Here is a 24442-nt window from a genome sequence, read left to right as displayed (position 1 = left end):
GTCAGTTTCCTTGTGCGGCAGGGGCGGGCGCCTTGGCCCGCTCGAAAGGTTCCAGGGCGTGGCGCAGGCTGGCCCGCGACAGCTCGCCGAGGTGGCTGCCGATCAGGCGGCCGTCGGCGTCGTAGAACAGGGTGGTAGGCAAGGCCATCGAGCCGACCCGCTGAGCCAGCGCTCCGGTGCCGTCGAACAGCACATGGGTCAGGCTCAGCCCGGTGGTGGCAAGAAAGGTCGTGACGTTTTCCGGCGTCTCGCCCTGGTTGACGAAGAGGAAGGTCACGTGGGGGTACTCCCCCTGGGCTTGTTGCAGCACCGGCATTTCCCGGCGGCACGGCGGGCACCATGTGGCCCAGATATTGATCACCAGCGGCTTGCCACGGTAACTGTGCAGGGCCACGGACTGGCCAGCGGCATTGCGCAAGCTCAGTTCTGGCAGTGCGGTGCCCTTGCTGTACAGGTGGCTACCCAGGCTGGTCAGGCCCCAGAACAGCGCACCGCTGAACAATGCCCAGCCCAGCGGACGGCGCAGGCCAGGCTGGCGCCAGCCCTGCCAGAGGGGGGCGAGAACGATGCCGACCAGGCCCGACCAGAGCAGGAAACCGCCGTCACGGATGTCGATGACTTGCAGTGGGTCGTCGCGGTACATAGGCCAGTAGGCCAGCACGAAACCCAGGCGGGCGCACAACAGGCCGACCAGGAACAGGTTGAACAGTGCCGACTCCGGACTTTCGCCGCCACGTCGGGCAACCCACCAGCCGACCAGGCAGGCCACGCCCAGCGCAGCAAGCATCAACAGGTGGTTGAGGGCCATGGTCAGTGGCCCGAGGGTTACCGTCAGCATCAGCCTTGGCTCCGGGTCTGGGTCCAGTGTTGCAGGAACGCGGCGGCATCCACCTCGCCGGTGATGCGCCGTGCGCGGCGTTCTTCACCTTCCGGGCCGAGCCAGATGATGCTGGGCGGGCCGGGTACCTGGTAGCGTTGCAGCAGCGCGCGGCTGGCGGCAGAGTCGGCGGTCACGTCCAGGCGCAGCAGATGTACGCCGGCCAGGCTGGCTTGCACGTCTGGGCGGTTGAACACTTGCTTCTCCATGACCTTGCACGACACGCACCAGTCGGCATAGTAGTCGACCATGACCCACTGGCTGCGGGCCTTGGCGGCATCCAGTTCGCGTTGCAGGGCTTCGGGGCTGCTGACCGTGACGAAGTGCTCGTCGCCCTGTTGCACGGTGGCGGCTGCGGTGCCGCCGGCGAACGGCCGCAACGGTTGCCACAGGTCGTCGCCCCCTGCAGCGGCGCCCACCAGCAGCAGGCCACCCCACAAGACGCCCAGCAGCGGTACGGCTCGCAGGGCCGGCAAGCGCTGCAGGGCCGGCCACATGGCCCAGCCCAGGGCGATCAGCCAGGCACCACTGAGGGCCAGCAACATCGGGGCGGCGAGCAGGCTGCGCACGGTGTACAAGGCCATGGCCAGAAATACGAAGCCGAATACACCCTTGACCCGGTTCATCCATGCGCCTGGGCGCGGCAGGTAGCGGTTTCCCAGGGTCACCAGTAACAGCAGCGGCACGCCCATGCCCAGGCCCAGACTGAACAGTACCAGCGCGCCTTGCAGCACATCGCCACTTTGCGCGATGAACAGCAGCGCGCCGGCCAGTGGCGCGGTCATGCAGGGGCCGAGCAGCAGGCCGGAAAGGGCACCCAGCAGCGCTGCGCCGTACAGGTTGCCACCACGGGTGCCTTGGCCGGCGCGGTCGAGGCGATCGCGCAGGGCGGCCGGCAGTTGCAGCTCGAAAGCGCCGAACATGGGCAGAGCGAGGAGGATGAACAGGCCGGCCAGGCTGCCCAGCAGCCAGGGTTGCTGCAGCCAAGCCTGCAGGCTGGCGCCCAGCAACGCCGCGACCACACCCAGGGCCGCATACACCAGTGCCATGCTCAGTACATAGACCCCGGCCAACAACCAGCCGCGCCGGGCGCTGGCACCGTTGCCCAGCACCAGCCCGGCGAGGATCGGCAGCATCGGCAGCGAGCAGGGGGTGAAGGCCAGCAGCAGGCCGAGGCCGAAGAACGCCAACAGGCTCCAGGCCAGGCTGGCACTTTGCAGGTCACTGGCCAGGGCCTGGTCGCTGGCTTGCTCGGTGGCAGGCGTGGCGCTGCCGCCCAGGTCGATGGCGGTCGTTTGTGGTGGGTAGCACAGGCCGGCATCGGCGCAGCCCTGCCAACCCAGGCGCAACTGACCCTGGGCATCGGCTGGTATCAACAGTTCGAGTTGGTCGCGGTAGACCGTGGTGTCACCGAAGAACTCGTCGTGGTGATTGAGGCCGGCAGGTAATTGTGGATGCTGGTCGGCAGGCAGGCCGTCGAACTTCAGGCGCTTCTGGTACAGGTAGTAGCCTGGCTTGATCTGGAAGTACAAGCGCATCTGGCCATCGGCCTGGCGGTCGTGGGTCAGCACGAACGCCTGGTCGACCGGGAGGAAGTCGGGTTTGACGTCGAACGGGTTGGCCTGCAACGGGCCGGCCAGGAGCAACGTCAGGAAGAGCAGGAGGATGCGCATGTCTTCGCCTTGGCAGAACGGAATGGGGGTCATGCTGGCTGGGGTTGATTAACCCAAGGTTAAACGTGGCGATGGTTGAGTTGGGGAATGCATCAGGGCTGGAAGGTGTTCGCCACAGCATTATTGTCGCCTGTGAGATCGAGCGCCCGCGCGGCGCTCGATCTCACAGGCGCCCCAACTCTCCAGACATGCCCCTCTCAGCCCTGCCACATTCCCCTTGGACATACCGCGACATACTGTCGGCTTGACTTTGCTTATCCCCCTTACATTGGTGTAAAGTTGACGCAGAAGTCAGCTTTTTCTGACTTACGCGACAAGGCTCTCACCCGTCCGAGTCCCCCGCACAAGAATCAAAAAAAATGGGCAGAACCCCTGCTGCCCAGAGGATCAAGCATGTCCAACCGTGATATTTCCCGGCGCGCCTTCCTGCAAGGCGGCCTTATCGCTGGTGTCGGTGTGACCATGGCGCCACTCGGCAGCCAGGCGTTCGCCGCCCTGATGGAGGAGCGCGTCACCACCTCGCCGCAAAAGTGGATGAACCACGACGGCAAGGCGCGTTTTCGTAACGACGCGCTGTCCAAGGTCTGTGGCAACAAGGTTTTCGCCCGCGACATCCGCGCCAAGGACATGCCCGGCTGGCCGACCCAGCAAGGCCACGCGCTGCTGCTCAAGGCGACCAAGGTCGACCGCATCTACACCGGCCATGACCTCAGTCTGCTCGGCGCCGACCTGCAGCCGGACCGCATCGTCACGGCCGCCGACCTGGCGCAGGACGGCATCGCCTGGCCCGAGGCCCACTCGCCCGATCCGCTGCTGCCACCCGGCCAGGTGCCGATGTTCATCGGCCACCCGGTGGCGATCCTGATCTGGCACGACTTCGAGCGCTTCCGCCAGGCCAAGCGCAAGCTGCAGTTCAACGACAAGGCGATCAAGTACGGCGCCCAGGCTCCGTTGTATCAGCGCGACCCCTATGGCAGCTTCCGCTTCGTGCGGGTGGGCGGCGCCACGCCGTTCGACGACGATGAGTTCTCCAGCCTGAAGAACTCCATGCTGTTCCCCACCATCCTCAACCGCAAGCCGGTGTGGTCGAAAGCGCCCAACCAGCACGGCGACCTGACCGAGCAGGGCCTGTTCTACGCCAAGCGCATGGGTGAGCAGCTGGACAACCCGCCCGAGGACTGGCTGATCTTCGACGAGCGCTACAAGACGCCGTCGATCGAGCCCGCAGCGCTCGAACCGGACAACGGCAACGGCTGGTACGACCCGGCGACCGGCACGCTGCACTTCGTGGTCGCCACCCAGTGCCCGTTCGAAGCGGCCCAGGAATGCGTGCACATGATCAAGCCGTCGCGCTTCGCCCTGAACACGCTGAACATGCATCCGGGCTACACCGTGGGCTACGGCTCGAAAGACAACAACATCTTCGTCTTCTACGCCGCCGTGGCCGCGTTGTATGGCGCCGGTGTGCCGATCCGCCTGGCCAACGACCGTTACGAGCAGTTCCAGAGCGGTATCAAGCGCCATGCCTTCGACATCCGCTATCAGCTGGCCGTGGACAAGAAGGACAACCGCTTCAAGATCTTCCGCGCCGACATGAGCTGCGACGGCGGCGGGCGCATCAACTACAGCCCGTCGGTGGCGGCAGTGGGCGCCACTGCGGCACAGTCGATCTATTACATGCCGCAGAACGACCTGTCGGTGACCGCCTATTTCTCCCGCGGTGTCGAGGCCGGCTCCATGCGCGGCTACGGAACCCTGCAGAGCATGGCTGCCACCGAGATGATGGTGGATGAAATCGCCGGTCGCCTGGGCGTCGATGCTATCGACCTGCGCCGTGCCAACGCGCTGAAGTCGGGCATGAAGAACACCCAGGGTGCAGTCCCGGCCGGTGCCCTGCGCCTGTACGAAATCCTCGACAAGGCCGCCGTGCACGAGTGGTGGCGCAACCGTGATGCGCGCAAGCAGCAGATGGACGCCAAGGACCCGGACCACTGGTACGGCGTCGGTTTCGCCATCTGCCAGAAAGACTTCGGTACCGGCTCCGAGGCGCCGATGGCCAGCGTGGAGTTCAGCGCCGATGGCCGTATCAGCCTGCGTCACATCGGTACCGAGCTGGGCACTGGCATGTCCACGTCTCAGGCACTGGTGGTCAGTGACTTTCTTGGCCGCTCGGCCGACGAGGTGAAGACGGCCGTTACCGAATGGCCGGAGTTGCAACTGACCACCAGCGGCAACCCGTACTTGATCAGCCAGCCCGAACAGGATGCCGCGCTGCGCAACCCGCGCTGGGTCGGCAAGCTGGCTTCGCCATCGTCGGCGACCAACTCGGCATTCTACTTCAGCCACGCCACCCGCGAAGCGGCACGCGTGCTGTTCAACCACGGCCTGTGGCCAGCGGCCATGGCCATCTGGAGCCAGGGCCCGCACGGCGGCCAGGCCAACCCGCTGGTGGTGCGCCGTGAGAACGCGGTGTGGGTCAACGGCGAGCTGACCGGCAACGGCCTGGCACCGATCCCGTTCGCCCAGCTGGCGCAGAAGGCCCACGAGATGGGCCTGGTCACCGGTGCCAGCGTGCACGGTTTCAACCGCTGGAGCTGGGCCGAAGCCGACTTCGTCATCGACGGCGTGCGCGAGCGCTTCCCGCTCGATGCCGTGGCGGTGAAGTATGGCGACGGCGCGGTGAATGCCAAGAAAGCGCAGATGAGCAGCCATGGCTACCACCTGCTCGACCGACAGAACGCGGCCTACCCGGACACCCAGCTGAACAATGCCATGGTCACCTACTACAGCCCGGTGGCGACCATCGTCGAGGTCAAGGTCAACAAGGGCAGCCATGAAGTGCAGGTGCTCAACCACCACAGCTGGGTCGAGTGTGGCCGGGTGCTGGTGCCGGAGCTGGTCAAGGGCCAGCTCGAAGGCGGTATCGCCATGGGCATCGGCCATGCGCTGACCGAAGAAATGCCGTTGTACGAGGGCGGGCCCGGGGAGGGCGACTGGAACTTCAACCGCTACCGCCTGCCCCATGCGCGCGATGTGGCGGTGTGGCAACAGACCAGCGAAATTCTCCCGCCGCTGTCACCGACCGACCCGTCCAAGGGCATCGCCGAAGTGGTGATGATCCCGGTCGTCGGTGCCATCGGCAACGCCGTGGCGCATGCCATCGGCAAGCGCGTGCGCGATCTCCCCATCACCCCAGCCCGTATCAAGGAGGCCCTCAATGGCTAACCGTCCACTGCAACTGACCCTCAACGGTCAACCGGTCGGCCCGGTCGAGGTCCCTGATGACCTGGCGATGATCGACTACCTGCACGAACACCAGAACCTCACCGGATCCCGCCTGGGCTGCGGCCAGGGTATCTGCCACGCCTGCGTGGTGATCGTCGACAACCCCGACGGCACCAGCGAGGAAGTGCGCACCTGCATCACTGGCGCGCACTACTTCGAGGGCAAGAAGGTCCGTACCATCGAAGGCCATGCCAAAGCGGACGATGCCGGCAACCTGACGCTGAACCCGATCCAGCAGAAGTTCGTCGACCTGTTCGCGTTCCAGTGCAGCTATTGCGCACCGGGCTTCGTCAACGCCGCCACGGTGCTGGTGGAAACCGCCCAGCGCCAGCCGTTGAAGAAGAGCGAGGTGGAGGACCGTATCGAAGCCAGCCTCGGTCACCACATCTGCCGCTGCACCGGGTACGTGCGTTACTACGACGCCACCCGCACGGTGCTCAATGACCTCGGCCTGGTCAAGGAGGGTTGAACATGGGCTTCGTTCGTAGCGCGCTCGCGCTGGCCCTCGGCCTTGCCGTTGCATCGGTTGCCCAGGCGGCCGACGAGTCACAGGTCAAGCGGGGTGAATACCTGGCCCGTGCGGCAGACTGCATGGCCTGCCACACCGCCGAAGGCGGCGCGCCGTTTGCCGGTGGCCTGCCGATCCATTCGCCGTTCGGCACCATCTATGGCAGCAACATCACCTCCGACAAGCAGTACGGTATCGGCAACTACACGGCCGACGAGTTCTTCGCCGCGGTCACCGAGGGCAAGCGCAAGGACGGCGCCAACCTGTATCCGGCGATGCCGTACACCTCGTACCACCTGATCAAGCGCGAGGATTCCGATGCGATCCTCGCCTACCTGATGACCGTGCCGCCGATCAGTCGCCCGGCGCCCGAGACCGCGCTGAGCTTCCCGTTCAACGTGCGCCTGGGCCTGACCGGCTGGAACATGCTCTATGGCAAGAGCGTGCAACTGCAACCGACCGAGGGCAAGAGCCCGGCCTGGCAGCGTGGGCAGTACATGGTCGAGGTGATGGGCCATTGCGGCGAGTGCCACACGCCGCGCAACCCGATCGGTGCGCTGCAGCAGGACAAACGCCTGACCGGCGGCCTGCTGCTCGGTTACCTGGCTCCAAGCCTGCTGGCCAAGGACCTGGCCGAGCGCGGCTGGACCCAACCGGACCTGACCACCTTCCTCAAGCACGGCATCAGTGCCCAAGGCAGCATGTTCAACGAGATGTACCCGGTGGTGCACCACAGCACCCAGCACCTGACCGATGCCGACCTGGGTGCCATGGCCACCTACCTGCTCGGCGACCAGCCGCCAGCGGCGAAGGTGATCGAAGCGGTCGCCTTGGAGGGGATGAGCGACAGCGCCAAGCGTGGCCACCAGCAGTACCTCAATGTGTGCGCCGGTTGCCATGGCGTCGACGGCGAAGGCAAGCCACACATCGCGGTGGCCATGCGCGGCAACACCGTGCTGCGCCAGGACGATTCGCGCAACCTGGTCAAGGCCATCCTCGACGGTATCCGCGAGCAGCAGTTCACCGGTTTCGAACGCATGCAGCCGATGCCGGGCTTTGCCGACAAGCTCAGTGATGAGCAAGTGACGGACATGGTCAACTACCTGCGCCAGGCCTGGGGTGGATTGCCCGGCGACCTGACCGTTCAGCAGCTCGCCGAGCTGAAGGCGGAGTAAACCGTGCAGCATCTCGATCTTCAGGTGATCAGCCAAGCGCTGCAGTGGTCGTGCAGCGGCCAGCGGGTGTGGTTGTGCACGGTGCTCGCCACCTACGGCTCGGCGCCGCGCGCGCCGGGCTCGCTGCTGGCGGTCAACGCCAGCGGCCAGTGGCTGGGGTCGCTGTCGGGTGGCTGCGTCGAAGATGACTTCCTTGAACGCGTGGGGCGGGGCGATTTCCCCGAGCCGGTCGCCATCGTGCGCTATGGCGATGGCACTGACACGCGCTCGAGCATTCGCCTGCCCTGTGGCGGCGTGCTCGAAGTGCTGGTGGAAAACCTGCCGGCCGACTGCGAGGTGCAGGCCCACCTGCGTGCGCTGGAAGGCGCACTGCGGGGCCAGCGCCGGTTGATGCGCGAAGTGAGCTTGCCGCAAGGTGAGCGCCTGCTGGTCGACGACCACAGCCAGGGCCCCCGTGTGGAACGTGCAAGCGCCCGCGTGCGCTTGCGTGTGGGCGCCGCCCAGCGCCTGTTGCTGGCGGGCTATTCCAGCGTCGCGCATTTCTGCGCCGAGTTTGGCAAAGGCATGGGCTTTGAGGTCATCCTTTGCGACCCGCGTGATGAGGTGCTTGAAGGCGTGGTGCTGGACGGTATCGAGGTGCGCCGCGAGCTGCCGTCGGAATTCATCGCCAATGGCGGTTGCCATGCCGACACGGCAGTGGTTGCATTGACCCATGATCCGAAAATCGATGACCTGGCCATGCTTGAAGCGGTGCGTACCGAAGCCTTCTACATTGGCGTGATGGGCTCCAAAGCCACTTCCGACAAGCGTCGCGAACGCTTGCAGCGCATTGGCGGCCTGGGCCATGACGAGCTGGCGCGGATTCACGCGCCGATCGGCCTCAACCTGGGGAGCAAGACCCCGGCCGAGATCGCCCTGGCGGTGCTCGCCGATATCCTGCGCCTGCGCAATGGCATCGGACGGGCGGCGCTGTGAGTGTGGTGGCGTTGGTGTTGGCGGCAGGCAGCAGCGTGCGCTTCGGTGCTGACAAGCGGCGGGCGTTGATGGCCGATGGTCGCAGCTTGCTAATACACAGTGTCGAGCGGGCCTGTGCGGCGTTCGATGATGTACGGGTGGTGCTGCGTGACGGTGAGCGGGGAGAGGAATTGGGGTTGCCCGCAGCGTGCCGGGTCATCGCCAGTGCCGATTTTGCGCAGGGCTTAGGCCATAGCCTGGCGGCCGGCGCCGCTTCGCTGGCTGACAGCAAGGCGCAAGCGGTGGCGATTCTGTTGGGTGACATGCCCTGGGTGGAGTCCGCGACCTTGGGTTTGCTTGCACGCGAGGCCTGTAGGTCGACAATCGTTTTACCTTGTCATGCCGGGCAGCAGGGCCATCCGGTGCTGTTCGGGCGAGATTTCTGGCCAGCGCTGTCGCAGCTGGCAGGCGATGAAGGGGCGCGTTCGGTAGTGAGGGCCCATCCGGACCGTTGCGTCAGGCTGGCAGTCGAGGATGCCGGTGTGCTTCGGGATGTCGATACGCCCGATGCACTGCGCCAATGAGCGTCGGTTCTACTCATCTTCTTCATCATCGAATGCACAGGGTTCCAGTTCGCCAAGCTGGGAAAGCAGAATCAAGTGCACGTCGGCCTTGAGCCGCTGCAGATTGGCCAGGCTTGCAGGCCCGCCCAGCATCAACGCCGGGACGAAGCCATACATCTCGTCTGGCGCCAGAGTCCCCAATGTTTCCCTGGCCGATTCGAACAGGTCCAGGTCGATCCCTTCAGTCATTACCCACATGAGCAGGCCCTGGATCTTCGCGTCTCGTTCTTCGTCGGTCGAACTACAGGCGCCATCGATGTATTGGGACGCGTAGGCGGTAATGGTCAGGACTGACCCGGTTTCTTCACCCCAAAGGTACAGCTCGCCGAAAGCGCTGCGCGCGATGAGGTGGTAGGTGTCGCGGGTTTCGAAGTGAGTGCCTGCCAGCCAGTACGCCACGACGTCCTGGTATTCCTGCGGGTTGACCATCCAGAACAGACCGCCGCCGTAGCCGCACCAGCCGTGGTCTTTCCAGTAGGTCAGGAGTTGGTTAGGGAGTTTGCCTTGGTAGTGATCCAGAGAGGCCGGCGGGACGGGCTGGTGGCCGATGGGGTCGTTGAAGGTTTCGAGGAAGATGGAGAAGAGTACGTTCATTTTTTAAAGCCTATTGGTGTGGTTAGTAGTGATGGCGGCTACCTGAGGGTGGAGTGCCCTGTCGACTCATAGGGTCGAAGATCTGAAAGTTGTGCTAGAAAGTTTAGGTGTTCTATTGAGTTAACTTTTTTTAGGTGGTTGAACGACCCTGGTCCGCCCAACATGATGGCGGGAGTGAAACCGTACATTTCATCTGCAGTAAGGGCGCCTAGCTTTTCATAAGCAGGGTCGAACATGTCTCCGTAGTTGTTGGAATCAAAACTGATTGATAGAAGAAATGCTGGAAACCCTTCGTCCAAGCCTTCGCCGCTGTAAATTGATGTTCGGACCACGAAGCTGGACAGGATGCTGGTTATTTTGAGTGAGGCGCCTGTTTTTTCGCCCCAGAAATACATGTCTCCGAAGGCGCTGCGTGCGATGAGGTGATATTTGTCAAGCTTCGATTGCTCAGTGCCGTTTAGCCAAGTGTCGACTACGCACTCGTACTCGTCGGGGTTCACCAGCCAGAAAATGCCTTTGCCGAACCCGCTCCATCCATACTGGCTCCAGTACTCCAGAAGTTGATGAGGTAATTTCCCTTTGTATTGTTCAATGATGGTGTTTGGCACGATTTGTCGGCAGGTTGGTGGGCCGATCTTTTCTGTTAATTTAGCAAATAATCTATCCATTTTTACTCCGGGAAATTTCGTTCGGGCGCTAGATGTCTGAGAGTGTGTATTGATGCAGCTGTCCCAGTTGAGATAGCAGTATCAGGTGCTCTGTTATTTTGACTTTTTCCACGTGTTCGATCTTGGCTGCCCCTCCGATCTGTAGCGCTGGAACAAAGCCATAAATTTCATCCGGGCTGAGAATACCGAGTTTTTCTTTGGTTTTGCTGAAAAGTTCATTGAAGTCAAGGTAGTCTCGGTCAAATGACAAGAGGAAGGATTGAAATGCTCTTCCCATGGCTTTCGGCGATCGCTCAGCTGGATCATACGTGTATCGAGATACGTTGCTGAATATACAAAGTGAGGGGCCGGAATTTTCACCCCATAGGTATAGGTCGCCAAATGCACTACGTGCTATGACATGGTAGATGTCGGTTTTTTCTAGCGGCGAGCCTTGTATCCAACTGGCCGTCACGCTGTCGTACTCTTGAGGATTGACCATCCAGAAGAGACCTTCTCCATAGCCACACCACCCATGTTCTGCCCAAAGTTGAAGTAATGCATCGGGTAGTAGTCCTTGGTAACGGCTAATGCTTGAGGGAGGAACCTCCTGTCGATACATAGGCACACCAATATCTTCAAGTAACATCGAGTAAACGTCGTCCATAAATTTCTCCCTCAGCACTTGTGCAGCTTTATGTTCAGGTATGTTGGTTTTTCACCGGATTTTGGGGCGTGCTCAACTGCACGTTTTAGATTTTCGACTTTTGATTTCCATTGTGGCCCTATTGAAGAGTTGACTTGTCTGTCGCCGAAATCCGAAATCACATCGTTGCCTCCAGCAATCAAATCTGGGTTGTGGAGTGCGGCTAGCGTGCTCATCGTTTCTTTAGCTCGTTTAGCTGCAGTCGCTTTGGCCTCACGGGGGCTCATTGTTTCTAGCAATTCCTCTCGAATTCTCAGCTCAAGATCACGGAATAGTCGCTTGCGTGCCAGTTTGGCCTGTGCTGGATTTCGTTTGATCGGGTTGGCAACATTATCCAGAAATTCTTCCACTGTAAGCCGGTTCAACCCATCCTGCTGCCCCTTCAGCTGCCGCTCAAACTCGCTATGCTTCGATGCGGGCAACTTTGTCTGCCTTGAAACACGCCACCGTATGCAACGGCATGCTACCCGGCTTGCCCTTGGATGGCTCCTTGTCTTTCCCCGCGGGCCGGTTCGACTGCACCGGTTGCGGCTCACCTACCGCGCCCTTACGCCGCTCCGGCACTTGCAGGTCCGGCCGTTTCTTCAGGGCATCTTCATGCTTGAGCATCCATTGCCCGATCCGTGCGCCTTTCTTGCTGGCGGCCATCTCGTGGGCAAGCACACCCGCATTGCCGCCCCCACGGGTGAGGTAGGAGACCATGGCGCCCAACAGCAGCATCACCACCTCCACATGCCCGGTGGCGATGAAATGCGCCGCCTGGTCGATGGCAAACGGGTTGTCCTGGCTGAACGCATTCAGCCCTTCATCACCGCGAGTGCCTTCCCAGGCGATGCCGATGCCGTCCAGGTAGTACTCGCCGATACGCGGCAGGCCTTCTACGAAGAACTCGGCGAGCGAGGCGATGCCCAGCGCGCCGAGGATCCAGCCGCTGACCTTGAAGCCGATCGCCGCGCCCGCAACGCCACCGGGTGCGGCTCCGAAACCAGCGGCGAAGGCCCCGATGCCGGCACCGAGCAGGCCGCCGGTGAGGGCGCTGCCGGCGACGATCATCGCCATCTGCTCGGCGACACTTAGCAGGTCCTGGAGGATGCTCCTGATGTCGAGGTCGGCGAAGCGCTGGCGCAGCATGAGGCGTCTCCCTGCCAGTTTTGTGCAGGGGAAATCACATCATGAAGCTGGGTAGGAAATTCCTGAGATGGTTGTAGGAAAAGTCTATTTCGGTGTTGGTTGGGTCAGGGATCGGGTTGCTGCAGCGATGAGTAGGGCTTGAGGAATTTGTCGGCATTGAGACCGAGCGCCGCCCGCGCGGCGCTCGATTTTCACAGGCGCTGCAAAATCACCCGCGAACACCCCCGGGCAAGACCATCCCCCACAAATAGGTCCATAATCCCCCCTTAATCCCCCCATAGTGCAATCCCATCCACACCACTCCGGGAGCCCCCACCATGCACGTTTTGCTCTGCGAGGACGACGACCTGATCGCCAGCGGCATCTGCGCCGGCCTCACCGCCCAGGGCCTGACCGTCGACCGCGTGGCCAATGCCGCCAGCGCCCGGGCGATGCTGCAGGCGGCGCAGTTCGACGTGATGATCCTCGACCTCGGCCTGCCCGACGAAGACGGCCTCAAACTGCTGCGCCGCCTGCGCCAGCAAGGGGTGGACCTGCCCGTGCTGGTGCTCACCGCACGCGATGCCGTCACCGACCGGGTCGATGGCCTGCAGGCCGGTGCCGACGACTACCTGCTCAAACCCTTCGACCTGCGCGAACTGGCTGCGCGCCTGCATACCTTATTGCGTCGGGTAGCGGGGCGGGCGGTGAACGTGATCGAGCATGGGCCGCTTCACTATGACCCCAGCAGCTGCGAGGCAACCCTGGCCGGCCAGCCGGTCGACCTGTCGCGGCGCGAACAGGCGCTGCTCCAGGCGTTGCTGCAGAACCCCGGCCGGGTACTGTCCAGCGAACAGCTCAAGGACTGCGTGTACGGTTTCAGCGACGAGGTCGAAAGCAACGCGTTGAACGTCCATATCCACCACCTGCGGCGCAAGCTCGGCAACAGCATCGTCGAGACCGTGCGTGGCCTGGGTTATCGCCTGGGGCCGGCGCAGGCGCCGGAGGAGGCGGCTTCATGAGCCTGCGGGTACGCCTCAGCCTGATTCTCGGCAGCGCCTTCATCATCATCTGGGCGCTGGCAGCCGCGTGGATGCTGCGCGACCTGCGCCAGCAGATGATGTTCTCCCTCGATCAGCGTCTGGTGGCCTCGGCGCGCATGGTCGCCGGACTCGTCGACCAGCTGCCGCAACCGCTGGCGGCCAAGGGCGAGGATGCGCATTTTTCCGCCGACCAGTTGAGCGTGCCCGATGGCATGGCCTGCCAGGTCAGTTCCCTGCGCGGCGAAATCCTCGCCAGCAACCACAAGCATGACGGCGCCATGGACGACCAGCGCAGCGGCTTCCGCGACCAGACCATCGACGGCGCGTTGTGGCGCACCTTCACCTACAACCACGGTGACGTGCGCATTACCACTGCCGACCGGCACATGGAGCGCGAGGCGCTGAACCAGTCGATTCTGCTGGCCGCTTCGGCACCGGTCTTGATGGCCTTGCTCGGCAGCCTCGGGCTGTTGTGGATCGGCTTGGGCAAAGGCCTGGAACCGCTCAATCGCATGCGTGACGCCTTGCGCCGACGGCGCGCCGACAGCGTCGAGCCGTTGCAGGTGGCCGGCTTGCCCAGCGAGCTGCAACCCTTGCTCGACACCCAGAACCAGCTGTTCCTGCGCATCGCCCAGACCCTCGAGCGCGAACGGCGCCTGACCGACGATGCCGCCCACGAACTGCGCAGCCCGCTGACGGCGATCAAGACCCACCTGCAGGTGGCGCGCATGACCGACGGCGCGGTGCGCGAGCAGGCGCTGGAGCATGCCGAGCAAGGCGCCGACCGCATGCACCGGACCCTGGAGCAGCTACTGATGCTGGCGCGGGTCGAGGGCAGCCTGTCGTTCGAGGACGGGGTGCAGTGCAGCGCCGAGCAGGTCGCCCGCCAGGCGGTTCAGGATGCCGGCGGCGGTGACAACCGGCGTATCGTGCTGCGCCTGCCAGAGGAGGCTACACAGATCTACCTCGGCATGCCTGCGCCGCTGGCGGTGGCGGCCTTGCGCAACCTGCTGGACAACGCCCTGCGCCACGGTGGCGATACAGAGGTGGAGCTGGAGGTGCAGATGGCCGATGGGCAGGTGGGGTTCATCGTGCGCGACCATGGGCCCGGCATTGCCGATGACGATCTGCAGCACCTGACCGAGCGTTTCTGGCGCAATGGGCAGAGCGGTGGGTGTGGGCTGGGGTTGGCGATCGTTCAGGCGATCGTGCAGCGCTGTGCGGGCAGCCTCAGGTTCGACAGCCAGAGTGACGGGCTGCGGGTGCTGCTGCAGGTGCCAGCCCGTTCGGCCAGCTGATCTTTGGTGCCTGTACCGGCCTCTTCGCGGGTGAACCCGCTCCCACAGGTACTGCACAGAGCCGCAAGTCCACGCAATACCTGTGGGAGCGGGTTTACCCGCGAAAGGGCCGGCACAGGCTGAGGAAATTCCTGCAACAACCGCTAAATCCTCCCCGCACTCAAGCGTTTTCCAAGCGATAACTGCCCATTCGCTTGCTTGCGAGGATTCACCCATGTCCACCGCTACCAGCCTTGCCCAGGTACCGCCGGCCAGCGCGCCGCAACCCCTGTACGAATTCGGCGACTCCCCGCTGCTGCAACGCCAACAGCAGCAGGAGTCCAACGCCCGCAGCTACCCCCGGCGCATCCCGTTGGCGCTCAAGCGCGCCCGTGGCATCCACGTCGAGGACGTCGAAGGCCGCCAGTTCATCGATTGCCTGGCCGGCGCCGGTACCCTGGCCCTGGGCCACAACCACCCGGTGGTGATCGAGGCCATACAGCGCGTGCTGGCCGACGAACTGCCGCTGCACACCCTGGACCTGACCACGCCGGTCAAGGACCGTTTCGTCCAGGACCTGTTCGGCATCCTGCCCGAAGCCCTGCGTCGCGAGGCCAAGGTGCAGTTCTGCGGGCCGACTGGCACCGACGCGGTGGAAGCGGCGCTGAAGCTGGTGCGCGGTGCCACCGGGCGCAGCACCGTGCTGGCCTTCCAGGGTGCCTACCACGGCATGAGTCAAGGTGCCCTGAGCCTGATGGGCAGCCACGGCCCCAAGCAACCGCTGGGCGCACTGCTGAGCAATGGCGTACAGTTCATGCCGTACCCCTATGACTACCGTTGCCCGTTCGGCCTCGGTGGTGAAGCCGGGGTCAAGGCCAACCTGCATTACCTGGAAAACCTGCTGCAGGACCCGGAAAGCGGCGTGCCGCTGCCAGCGGCGGTGATCCTTGAAGTGGTGCAAGGTGAGGGCGGGGTGATCCCGGCCGACATCGAATGGCTCAAGGGCGTGCGGCGCATCACCGAGCGGGCTGGCGTGGCGCTGATCGTCGACGAGATCCAGAGCGGCTTCGCCCGCACCGGGCGGATGTTCGCCTTCGAACATGCCGGCATCGTGCCCGATGTGGTCACGCTGTCCAAGGCCATTGGTGGCAGCCTGCCGCTGGCGGTGGTGGTCTACCGCGACTGGCTGGATACCTGGAAGCCGGGCGCCCATGCGGGCACGTTCCGCGGCAACCAGATGGCCATGGCCGCAGGTTCGGCGGTGATCGACTATCTGGTCGAGCATCGTCTGGCCGAGCATGCCGAGGCCATGGGGCTGCGTCTGCGTGAGCACCTGCAGCGGCTGCAACGGGATTATCCACAGCTGGGTGATATCCGTGGCCGTGGCTTGATGCTCGGGGTAGAACTGGTCGATCCACAGGGCCAGCCCGATGCGTTGGGCCACCCGCCTGCCCATCGGGTACTGGCACCCAAGGTCCAGCGCGAATGCCTCAAGCGTGGCCTGATCCTCGAACTGGGCGGGCGCCATGGTGCCGTGATGCGCTTCCTGCCGCCGCTGATCATCAGCGCGCAGCAGATCGACGACGTGGCGCAGCGCTTTGCCGAGGCTGTGGCTGCAGCCATTTGAAACCGGAAGGGGCCGCGATGCGGCCCTTTTCGTTCAGCCTGATCAGTCGCAGGCTTCACCCAGGCGCCAATACCCCATGGTCATCAGGCGGTCGCGCTGCAGCCCGCGCTGTTTGGTCAGGTACCGGCGTATATCCAGCACCGTCGCCGACTCCCCGGCCACCCAGGCATAGAAGGCGTTTTCCAGCGGCAGGCTGGCCAGCTCGCGCACGGCATGCTGCATGGCCTGGCCATGCTCGCAGCGCAGCAGCTCGCGGGGCAGCCAGTGCAGGCGGGTATTGGCGCTGTGGCGCAGGGGCAGGCAGTCAGCCTCCTGGGGGACTTCGATGAACGCTTCCACAATCACTTCGGGTTGTTGCTCTGCCAGCCCTTCGAGAATGCCGGCAATGGCAGGCAGTGCGGTTTCGTCGCCGATCAGCAGCACATGGCGGGTACCTTGAGGCGGCTTCCACTCATAGCCGCCGGGGTCACCGGCATGGGCCAGGTTCGGCGCCACCATCAGCAGCCGGTCGCCCTCCTGGGCCTGGGTCGCCCAGGCCGAGGCGGGCCCATTGACCCCGTGCAGCACAAAGTCCACGTCGACTTCCAGGGCATCCGGGCGCAAGGCGCGGATGGTATAGGTGCGCATGGGCGGGCGTTGTTCTGCGGGTAGTGCGCTGTGCGCGGTCTTCCAGTGAACATCGTGGGGCAGGGTTGGCAATGAACCGTCAGGGGCCGGGAACAGCAGCTTCACGCGCTGGTCGGGTGCCAGGGTGTGCATCAGCTCGACATCCGGGCCGGTGAACACCAGGCGCGAGAACGAGGGGCTGAGGCTGATGCGCCGGGCGAGCACCAGGTCGAACGCGCGGTAGGGCCGGGCGCCTGGCGATTGGCCCTGAATCAGGCGGCGCAGGCCTTGTTGCCAGGCCTGGAGCATGCTGGCGGAGCGGGTCATGGGGAAATCCTCTTGCAAGCGGCTTTCTCTATGAACGAGCTGCAAGTCTGGCGAATTAACCCTGGTCCCCGTTCGCTACCTGCCAGCCACCCCCCAACGCCTTGTACAGCGACACGCTGCCCTGCAGGCGAGCCAGGCGCAACTGGGCCTGCTGGTCCTGGGCGAGGTAGAGCGTGCGCTGGGTTTCCAGCACGCTCAGCAAGGTTTCGGCCCCGGCGGCGTAGCGCCGTTGCGCCAGGTCGAAGGCCAGACGTGCCTGCTCGACTTCCTGGTCCTGCCACTGGCGCTGCTGTTCAACGCCGTGGATGGCATTCAGGGCCTTCTCGACATCGGCGAAGCCGGCCAGGATGCTGCTGCGGTAACTTTCCAGCAGCTCGCCCTGCTCGGCTTCGGCCAGCTGCTGTGCCGCGCGTAGCCGGCCATTGTTGAAGATCGGCGCGACCAGCCCGGAGGTCAGGGTGTAGTACGAGCTGTCGAAGACTTCGGCGAGGGTGCGTGCGCCGGTGCCGATGTTGGCGCCCAAGGTCACTTTGGGCAGCAGCGCGGCCCTTGCCACCTGAACGTTGGCATTGGCGGCGGCCAGGCGTGCTTCGGCGGCGGCGATGTCCGGGCGGCGGCTGAGCAGTTCGCTGGGTACGCCGCTGCCGATGCGCGGCCAGTTCAGGGCCTGCAGCGCCTCGTGGGTGTTTGGCAGGGCTTGCACCGGGTCGCCCAGCAGTGTGGCCAGGGTGACGCGGTTGTCTTGCCACTGCTGTTCGAGCAGCGGCACCTGCCGCGCCTGGGCGGCCACCAGGCTGCGCTGCTGGGCCAGTTCCAGGCGTGTTGCGGAACCGGCGCGCTGGCGTGTCTCGACCAGGGCCATGACATCGCGGGCGTTGCGCAGGTTGAGCCGGGCAATGCGCAGCTGCTCTTCCAGGGCAAGACCCTGCAGGTAACTGGTGGCCACGCTGCTGACCAGCGTCAGTTCGACCGTCTGGCGATCGAAGCGGCTGGCGTCGAGGCTGTGCAAGGCGCTTGAGCGGGCCGCGCGCAGGCCGCCCCAGAAGTCGATTTCGTAGCTGGCGACCAGCTGCATGCCGAACGACGTGCTGGTCTGTTCGTATTGGCTGACATCGAGCTGGTCGTAGCCCTCGCCATGCAACAGGCGCTGGCGGCTGCCGTCGAGCTCGAATTTGAGCTCCGGCAGCAATGGCGCTCCGGCGATCACCGCACGGGCCTGGGCCTGGCGCACGCGCGCCGTGGCGGCGGCCAGGTCGTGGGCATTGTCCCGGGCGCGCTCGACCAGCCGGTCCAGTTCGGCGCTGTCGAAGGCTCGCCACCATTGGGCCGAAGGCAGGCTGGCAGAGGCCTGGACGGTCGCCCCTTGCCAGGCCGGCGGGGCAGCGATGCCACTGGCTGGCGCGGGCGGCAGGCTGCAGGCGGCGAGGCCCAGGCACAGGGACAACAGGCTGATGCGGCTTGGCAAGGTCATGGGTTATTCGCTGGTAAGGGCTTTGACCGGGTCGAGTCGGGCGGCTTTGCGGGCCGGCATGAAGCCGAACACGATGCCGGTGAGAACGGCGCAGAAGAAGGCACCGAGCATGGCGGGCAGGGTGAAGGCCACGGCAACCTTGGCCAGCATCAGCCCGCCGCCGACCAGCAGGGCCAGGCCGATGCCGGCCATGCCGCCGACCATCGACAGCATCACCGCCTCGCTGAGGAACTGGCGCAGGATGTCGTGCTGACGCGCGCCTGTGGCCATGCGGATGCCGATTTCGCGGGTGCGCTCGCGCACGGTCATCAGCATGATGTTCATCACCCCGATGCCACCGACCAGCAGCGAGATCGCGGCAATCGCCCCGAGCATCAGCGACAGGCTGTTCTGGGTGCGTGCCTCGGCCTGGATCAGCGCGGCCGAGTTGGTCAGTTCGAAATCGTGACGGCCCTGATGGCGCTGGCGGAGCAGGCGATCGACCGCCGCTTCGGTTTCATCGACACGCGCGGCGTCGACGGCGGCGACGGTGATGTAATCGGGGTCGCGCTGGCCGAACAGGCGGATTGCTGCTGCCGAGTAGGGCACCACGATGCGCCCGTCGGCATCCTGGTCGCCGGAACTGGCACCTTTGCCAGCGAGGATGCCAATGACCTGAAACGGCACATTGCCGATCAGGATGTACTGGCCAAGGGGGTTGCGGTCCGGTTCGAGCATCTGCTGGCGGACCTTCTGGCCGATCACGGCCACTGCTGCGCCACTGGCTTCGTCGGCGTCGGTGAAGAACGCGCCTTCGACTGCCGGCCAGTTGAAGATCAGCGGGAACTGGTTGTTGTTGCCGCCCACGTAATAATGCTGGCTGTTGTTGCCGTGGCGCACCATCACCTTTTCGCCCAGCACCGGCATGATCTGCCTGACCTGTGGCAGCTGGCCGATGGCGGCGACGTCATCGAGGGTAATGGTGCCGGCAGGTTCGCCCAGTGTGGCGGGCTTGCCGTTGAGGTAGAGGATGTTCGAGCCGAAGGCGGCCATCTGTGCCATCACCTGGCGTTTGCTGCCTTCGCCGACCGCCAGCATGACCACCACCGAGGCAACCCCGATGATGATGCCGAGCAGGGTCAGGGCGGTGCGAAAGCGGTTGACCCACATTACCCGCCAGGCGGCTTGCAGGGCTTCGACCAGTTCGCCTTTCCAGGCCCCTCGCAGCGTCGCGCCGCGGTCCAGGCGCTGGCGCAGGTCATCGGCTTGCAGGCCTTGGCGGGGAGGGCTGGGTGCCTGATCGGTGGCGGTGTCGCTGATCATCTGGCCGTCGCGGATTTCGATCACCCGCTGCGCCCGCGCCGCCACCTTGTGGTCGTGGGTGATCAGGATGATGACGTGGCCCTGGCTGGCCAGTTCGTCGAGCAGCGCCATGACCTCGGTGCCGCTGTGGCTGTCGAGCGCGCCAGTGGGTTCGTCGGCGAGGATGATGTGGCCACCGTTCATCAGCGCCCGGGCGATCGATACCCGTTGCTGCTGGCCGCCCGAGAGCTGGTGCGGGCGGTTGGCGCTGCGGCTGGCCAGGCCCAGGCGGGCGAGCAGGGCGGTGGCACGGGCATGCCGCTCGCTGGCGGGCGTGCCGGCATAGATGGCCGGCATCTCGACATTTTCCTGGGCCGAACCCGAAGGGATCAGGTGGTAGCCCTGGAACACGAAGCCGAATGCCTCGCGGCGCAGCCAGGCCAGTTCATCGTTACCCAGTTCGGCCACGTTCTTGCCGGCGAAGCGGTAGCTGCCCGAAGTCGGGCGGTCCAGGCAGCCGAGTATGTTCATCAAGGTCGATTTGCCCGAGCCGGAGGCACCGACGATGGCAACGAACTCCCCGGGGTGGATGCTCAGGCTGATGCCGCGCAATACATCGACCTTCGGGGTGTCCTGGCCACCGTAGGATTTACGGATATCGACCAGCTCGATCAGCGGCGTGCTCATTCAGCCTCCGCTGGCGCTGGGGGCGCCCATCAACAGCTGCTCGCCTTCGCTGAGACCGTCCAGTACCTGAATGCGCAGGCGGTCGCTGAGGCCGGTGCGCACCTGGCGCTGCACCACCTTGCCGTGCGGGTCTAGCACCCGCGCCATGTGCAGGTCGCCGGTGTCGTCCAGCGCGGCAAGGGGCACTGTCAGGACCTGGCTGGCCTGGCCGGCGACGAAGAACACCTGGGTGGTCATGTCGGCCATCAGGGCGCCGTCCGGGTTGTCGACATCCAGCAGCACGGTGTACTGCACCACCTGACTGGTAGCGTTGACCGGGCTGCCGCCACCCTGACTGGTCTGCTCAAGTGGTTTTGGCGGAATCGGCAGGATTTGCCGCACCTTGCTGTTCCAGCGGCGTTTGCCACCGGACAGCGTGGTGAAATAAGCGGTCATGCCGGGTTTGACCTTGCCGATATCGGCCTCGGAGACCTGGGCCCAGACCGTCATGGGCGACAGCCTGGCGATGCGCAGGATCAAGGGCGTCTGCTGCTGGGCGTTGAGAGTCTGGCCTTCACGGGCGTCGACGGCCACCACCGTGCCGTCCATCGGCGCGTAGATGCGCGTGTAGCCCAGTTCCGCCTCGTCACTGCGAAGGCTGGCCTGGGCCTGGCGGATCTGTGCCTGGAACATGTCGATACGCGCCTGGGTGACCTTGAGCTGGGCAGCAGCGGCCTGTACATCCTCATCACGGGTGGCGCCAGCGGCGGCAAGATCGCGCTGGCGCTTGAGCTGCTGGCTGGCCAGCTCGAATTGCGCGCGCTGTTCGGCGAGCTGGGCCTTGAGGTTGTCGATCGAGAAGCGCCCGGCATCCAGCCGGGCCTGCTGGGTGGAGGGGTCGATCTCGACCAGCAGTTGCCCCTGGCGTACCGGGTCGCCCGCTTCCACGTGCAACTTGCGGATCTGCCCGGACGCCTGGGCGCCCACATCTACGTAACGCCGGGGTTGCAAGGTGCCCAGGGCAGTCACGCTGCTTTCGATGTCTGCCCGTGTGACCGTGACGGTGCCCAGCGGTTGTGCGCCGAAGGGCAGGGCTTGCCAGGCCAGCAGGCAGCCCAGGCTCAACAAGCCGACGCCAGCGAGTATTAACTTGCGTCGGGGGGAGGTTAAACGGCTCATGCGGACTTCCAGCCTGGGTAGTGGTGATGCGCTGCCAATCGAGGTGCGCACCGAAGTCCCAGATAAACGAAGCCTGGCCGGCCGGATTTAGCTTGATCGATCGAGTAGAAGGCGTGTTGCTGAGAATAGTTATAATTTGTACTATCACGTCCCGGTATCACTCAGTCCCGCATGTGAGTTGCAAGGACGATTTCAGGTGCTGTTGTGGAACATTACTATCGCGAACTGGTGAGCTTCCTGAGTGTGCGCCTGGGCAATCGCCAGGCTGCGGAGGACGTTGCCCACGATGCCTATCTGCGCGTGCTGGAGCGTGGCGACAGCGGGCAGATCGAGCATCCGCGAGCGTTCCTCTACCGTACGGCGCTCAACCTGGTGATCGATCGGCACCGGCGCCACCAGGTTCGCCAGGCCGAATCACTGGATGCACTGGATGCCGATGGACGTTTGCTCAGTGCCGAATTGCACCAGGACATGCAGCTGGATCAGCGCCTGGCCTTGATGCAAAAGGCGCTGGATGAACTGAGCAAGGTGTGCCGGGACTGCTTTCTGTTGCGCAAGCTCGATGGCCTGTCACACCAGCAAATCGCCGAGCGCCTGGGCATCTCCCGCAGCGTGGTGGAAAAGCACATCGTCAATGCCATGAAGCATTGCCGCGTGCGCATGCGGCAGTGGGAATCCTGAATGCGGGGTGAAAGGCAGGTGAAAATTCTGTGTGATGGCCACTTGATTTCTCCCGGTTTCCCGACAACTATCTAATTTGACCCCACCAGGTGCAGCCCTGGTGTTTGCCTGTTGCTGGCGCAGTTTGGTCAGGGAGTTGTCCCTCATTCACCTGACGGCCCAGGTCCGACAATGACAAACAAGACCCTGCGCATCCTTATTGCCGACGAGCACCCGCAACAGCGCCTGCAGCTGGAAAAACTGCTCAATGGCCTTGGCTATTACCGGATCGCCCCGGTCGAATCGTTTGAAGAGTTGCAGCGCCTGGTGCAATGCGCCTTGCAACCGTTCAACCTGCTGTTGGGCAACATCGAGCTGGCCAGCCATGCTGGCGTAGATCTGGCGCGGTTCTGCCGGGTCAGCTCGCAGATCCAGCACGCCCTGCTTTATCACTCACAACACCTGAAAGTGCCTGTCGTGCCTCAGACCGAGCGCCATGCCGTCAGCGTGAGTCTGCCGCAGGTGCCGGACAACGACGCGCTGCAATCTTTCATGGCGATCATCGACGGCCCGGTGCTGGTCGGCAAGATAGCCCTGCCTTCCGGGCTTGCTGCCGGTGCGGTCCACGCGCGCAAACCGAGGAACTTCGGCCACACCGTCTTCAGCCGTTAGTGGCGTGGGTAAGGCAAGGCGACGGGCATTTGCTATCCTCTTGCCCTTTGCCGATCTGCGGACCCTTCCATGACTGCCATCGATACCGCTCGCCCGCCCCGGTTCAGCCGCGGCGACCACCGGACCCTGGGCCTGGCGGCACTGGGCGGCGCGCTGGAAATCTACGATTTCATCATCTTCGTGTTCTTTGCCCTGACTCTCAGCCAGCTGTTCTTCCCGCCGGAAATGCCCGAGTGGCTGCGCCTGCTGCAGAGCTTCGGCATCTTCGTTACCGGCTACCTGGCGCGGCCGCTGGGCGGCATCCTGATGGCCCATTTTGCCGACCACCTGGGGCGCAAGCGGGTGTTCAGCCTGAGCATCCTGATGATGGCCTTTCCGTGCCTGTTGATCGGGGTGATGCCCACCTATGCCGACATTGGCTATGCGGCACCACTGATCTTGTTGGCGCTGCGCATCCTGCAGGGCGCCGCGGTGGGTGGTGAAGTGCCCAGTGCCTGGACCTTCGTCGCCGAGCATGCGCCAGACGGGCGTCGCGGCTATGCGCTGGGCTTCCTGCAGGCGGGGCTGACGTTCGGCTACCTGCTGGGCGCTCTGACTGCGACGCTGCTGGCGCAGGTGTTCACGCCGCAGGAGATTCTCGATTACGCCTGGCGTTACCCGTTCCTGCTCGGTGGGGTGTTTGGCGTGATCGGTGTTTGGCTGCGCCGCTGGCTCAGCGAGACGCCGGTGTTCCTGGCCTTGCGCGAGCGTCAGGCGAAACCGGTGCGGTTTCCGCTGCGGCGTGTACTGGGCGAGCACCGCTCGGCGCTGATCCCGGCGGCACTGCTGACCTGTGTGCTGACGTCGGCGGTGGTGGTGCTGGTGGTGATCACCCCGACGGTGATGCAGCAACGTTTCGGCATGACGGCAGGGCATACCTTCGCCTTGAGCAGCGTGGGCATCGTCTTTCTCAACATCGGCTGCGTACTGGCCGGGTTACTGGTCGACCGCCTCGGCGCCTGGCGCGCACTGATGATCTACAGCCTGCTATTGCCGTTGGGTATCGGTGCGCTGTACGCCAGCCTGGTGGGGCAGTGGGGCATGACCTGGCTGGCCTACGCGCTGGCTGGGCTGGCCTGCGGTGTGGTGGGGGTGGTGCCGTCAGTAATGGTCGGGCTGTTCCCGGCCGAGATCCGCGTCTCGGGGATTTCCTTCACGTACAACGTGGCTTACGCGTTGTGGGCCAGCACCACGCCGTTGGCGCTGATCGCGCTGATGCCGTGGAGCCCGTGGGTGTGTGTCGGTTTTTGTCTGATCATGGGTGCGGTGGGGCTGCTGACCGCCTTGTACTTCGGGCGTCGCGAGCCATTGGCGTTCGCGGCGGAGCCTATGCCGATCATGTGCGGTGACAAATGACTCGGTAGTGCTGGCGGGGCAATGAGGCAAGCTTCCAGGCGGGGTTATTGGAATAACCTATTAGCCAAATTTAACCTGGAAGGTTA

The 24442-nt window shown here is 64.2% G+C and carries 20 protein-coding genes and 1 pseudogene; 11 read left to right on the top strand and 10 right to left on the bottom strand.

Annotated features, from left to right (window positions below; translation table 11 throughout):
- Position 1 precedes the first annotated feature (1 nt).
- Complete coding sequence (locus ACIPW4_RS15865; RefSeq protein WP_400659297.1) at positions 2–838, bottom strand: prolipoprotein diacylglyceryl transferase family protein; 837 nt, start codon at positions 836–838, stop codon at positions 2–4.
- Positions 838–2550: a protein-disulfide reductase DsbD gene (dsbD, locus tag ACIPW4_RS15860; RefSeq protein WP_400659295.1), complete on the bottom strand. Its 1713-nt coding sequence runs from the start codon at positions 2548–2550 to the stop codon at positions 838–840. Before dsbD ends, ACIPW4_RS15865 begins: the two co-directional genes overlap by 1 nt.
- A gap of 393 nt (positions 2551–2943) precedes the next feature.
- Here dsbD and ACIPW4_RS15855 point away from each other — a divergent pair, with 393 nt between their 5' ends.
- Genes ACIPW4_RS15855 through ACIPW4_RS15835 form a run of 5 tightly spaced genes read left to right on the top strand, consistent with a single transcriptional unit; the run spans position 2944 to position 9056 of the window.
- On the top strand, positions 2944–5775 hold the full coding sequence (locus ACIPW4_RS15855) for a xanthine dehydrogenase family protein molybdopterin-binding subunit (protein WP_400659293.1): 2832 nt from the start codon (positions 2944–2946) through the stop codon (positions 5773–5775).
- A complete protein-coding gene (locus tag ACIPW4_RS15850) occupies positions 5768–6304 on the top strand; it encodes a (2Fe-2S)-binding protein (RefSeq protein WP_400659291.1) in 537 nt (178 codons plus the stop codon). Before ACIPW4_RS15855 ends, ACIPW4_RS15850 begins: the two co-directional genes overlap by 8 nt.
- A gap of 2 nt (positions 6305–6306) precedes the next feature.
- Complete coding sequence (locus tag ACIPW4_RS15845; RefSeq protein WP_400659289.1) at positions 6307–7518, top strand: cytochrome c; 1212 nt, start codon at positions 6307–6309, stop codon at positions 7516–7518.
- Positions 7519–7521: 3 nt separating this feature from the next.
- Positions 7522–8493 carry an XdhC family protein gene (locus ACIPW4_RS15840; protein ID WP_400659287.1) on the top strand — a complete coding sequence of 324 codons (972 nt, stop codon included), beginning with the start codon at positions 7522–7524 and terminating at the stop codon, positions 8491–8493.
- A complete protein-coding gene (locus ACIPW4_RS15835) occupies positions 8490–9056 on the top strand; it encodes an NTP transferase domain-containing protein (protein WP_400659285.1) in 567 nt (188 codons plus the stop codon). Before ACIPW4_RS15840 ends, ACIPW4_RS15835 begins: the two co-directional genes overlap by 4 nt.
- Before the next feature lie 9 nt (positions 9057–9065).
- Here ACIPW4_RS15835 and ACIPW4_RS15830 read toward each other — a convergent pair whose 3' ends face one another.
- From ACIPW4_RS15830 to ACIPW4_RS15815, 4 genes and pseudogenes are all read right to left on the bottom strand, one after another.
- On the bottom strand, positions 9066–9689 hold the full coding sequence (locus ACIPW4_RS15830) for a GAD-like domain-containing protein (RefSeq protein ID WP_400659283.1): 624 nt from the start codon (positions 9687–9689) through the stop codon (positions 9066–9068).
- Positions 9690–9727: 38 nt separating this feature from the next.
- Positions 9728–10357, bottom strand: coding sequence for a GAD-like domain-containing protein (locus tag ACIPW4_RS15825; protein WP_400659281.1), 630 nt, complete (start codon positions 10355–10357; stop codon positions 9728–9730).
- A gap of 28 nt (positions 10358–10385) precedes the next feature.
- Positions 10386–11003: a GAD-like domain-containing protein gene (locus ACIPW4_RS15820; RefSeq protein WP_400659279.1), complete on the bottom strand. Its 618-nt coding sequence runs from the start codon at positions 11001–11003 to the stop codon at positions 10386–10388.
- An 11-nt stretch (positions 11004–11014) separates the two neighbouring features.
- Positions 11015–12173: pseudogene (locus tag ACIPW4_RS15815) on the bottom strand (DUF6861 domain-containing protein); the annotation flags it as partial.
- Between the two features lie 317 nt (positions 12174–12490).
- On the opposite strand from ACIPW4_RS15815, the gene ACIPW4_RS15810 reads away from it, so the two are divergent.
- The 3 genes from ACIPW4_RS15810 to ACIPW4_RS15800 all read left to right on the top strand — a co-directional run bounded on the left by ACIPW4_RS15810 (position 12491) and on the right by ACIPW4_RS15800 (position 16099).
- Entirely contained in the window at positions 12491–13174 is a 684-nt protein-coding gene (locus ACIPW4_RS15810; RefSeq protein ID WP_400659277.1) for a response regulator, read from the top strand.
- Positions 13171–14493: an ATP-binding protein gene (locus ACIPW4_RS15805; RefSeq protein ID WP_400659275.1), complete on the top strand. Its 1323-nt coding sequence runs from the start codon at positions 13171–13173 to the stop codon at positions 14491–14493. Before ACIPW4_RS15810 ends, ACIPW4_RS15805 begins: the two co-directional genes overlap by 4 nt.
- Before the next feature lie 214 nt (positions 14494–14707).
- A complete protein-coding gene (locus tag ACIPW4_RS15800) occupies positions 14708–16099 on the top strand; it encodes an aspartate aminotransferase family protein (protein ID WP_400659273.1) in 1392 nt (463 codons plus the stop codon).
- Between the two features lie 42 nt (positions 16100–16141).
- Here the strand turns inward: ACIPW4_RS15800 and ACIPW4_RS15795 are convergent, their stop codons facing one another.
- From ACIPW4_RS15795 to ACIPW4_RS15780, 4 genes are read right to left on the bottom strand one after another with little or no spacing between them, the layout of a single operon-like run.
- On the bottom strand, positions 16142–17032 hold the full coding sequence (locus ACIPW4_RS15795; protein ID WP_400659271.1) for a siderophore-interacting protein: 891 nt from the start codon (positions 17030–17032) through the stop codon (positions 16142–16144).
- 55 nt (positions 17033–17087) lie between these two features.
- On the bottom strand, positions 17088–18503 hold the full coding sequence (locus ACIPW4_RS15790; protein ID WP_400659269.1) for an efflux transporter outer membrane subunit: 1416 nt from the start codon (positions 18501–18503) through the stop codon (positions 17088–17090).
- 3 nt (positions 18504–18506) lie between these two features.
- Positions 18507–20471 carry a MacB family efflux pump subunit gene (locus tag ACIPW4_RS15785; protein ID WP_400659267.1) on the bottom strand — a complete coding sequence of 655 codons (1965 nt, stop codon included), beginning with the start codon at positions 20469–20471 and terminating at the stop codon, positions 18507–18509.
- Positions 20472–21629 (bottom strand): efflux RND transporter periplasmic adaptor subunit, encoded by a 1158-nt coding sequence (locus ACIPW4_RS15780; protein WP_400659265.1) that lies wholly within the window; start codon positions 21627–21629, stop codon positions 20472–20474.
- A 204-nt stretch (positions 21630–21833) separates the two neighbouring features.
- On the opposite strand from ACIPW4_RS15780, the gene ACIPW4_RS15775 reads away from it, so the two are divergent.
- From ACIPW4_RS15775 to ACIPW4_RS15765, 3 genes are all read left to right on the top strand, one after another.
- Complete coding sequence (locus tag ACIPW4_RS15775) at positions 21834–22310, top strand: sigma-70 family RNA polymerase sigma factor (protein ID WP_400659264.1); 477 nt, start codon at positions 21834–21836, stop codon at positions 22308–22310.
- A 171-nt stretch (positions 22311–22481) separates the two neighbouring features.
- Positions 22482–22961, top strand: coding sequence for a histidine kinase (locus ACIPW4_RS15770; protein WP_400659262.1), 480 nt, complete (start codon positions 22482–22484; stop codon positions 22959–22961).
- A gap of 69 nt (positions 22962–23030) precedes the next feature.
- Positions 23031–24356, top strand: coding sequence for an MFS transporter (locus ACIPW4_RS15765; RefSeq protein WP_400659261.1), 1326 nt, complete (start codon positions 23031–23033; stop codon positions 24354–24356).
- The last annotated feature ends 86 nt before the right edge of the window (positions 24357–24442 follow it).

Origin of the sequence: Pseudomonas sp. NPDC089996, assembly GCF_044748405.1 — a bacterium.
In the GTDB taxonomy this organism is placed as follows: Bacteria; Pseudomonadota; Gammaproteobacteria; order Pseudomonadales; family Pseudomonadaceae; genus Aquipseudomonas.
Note: the sequence above shows the minus strand (reverse complement) of the source record. Positions and strands in the feature narration are given on the sequence as shown.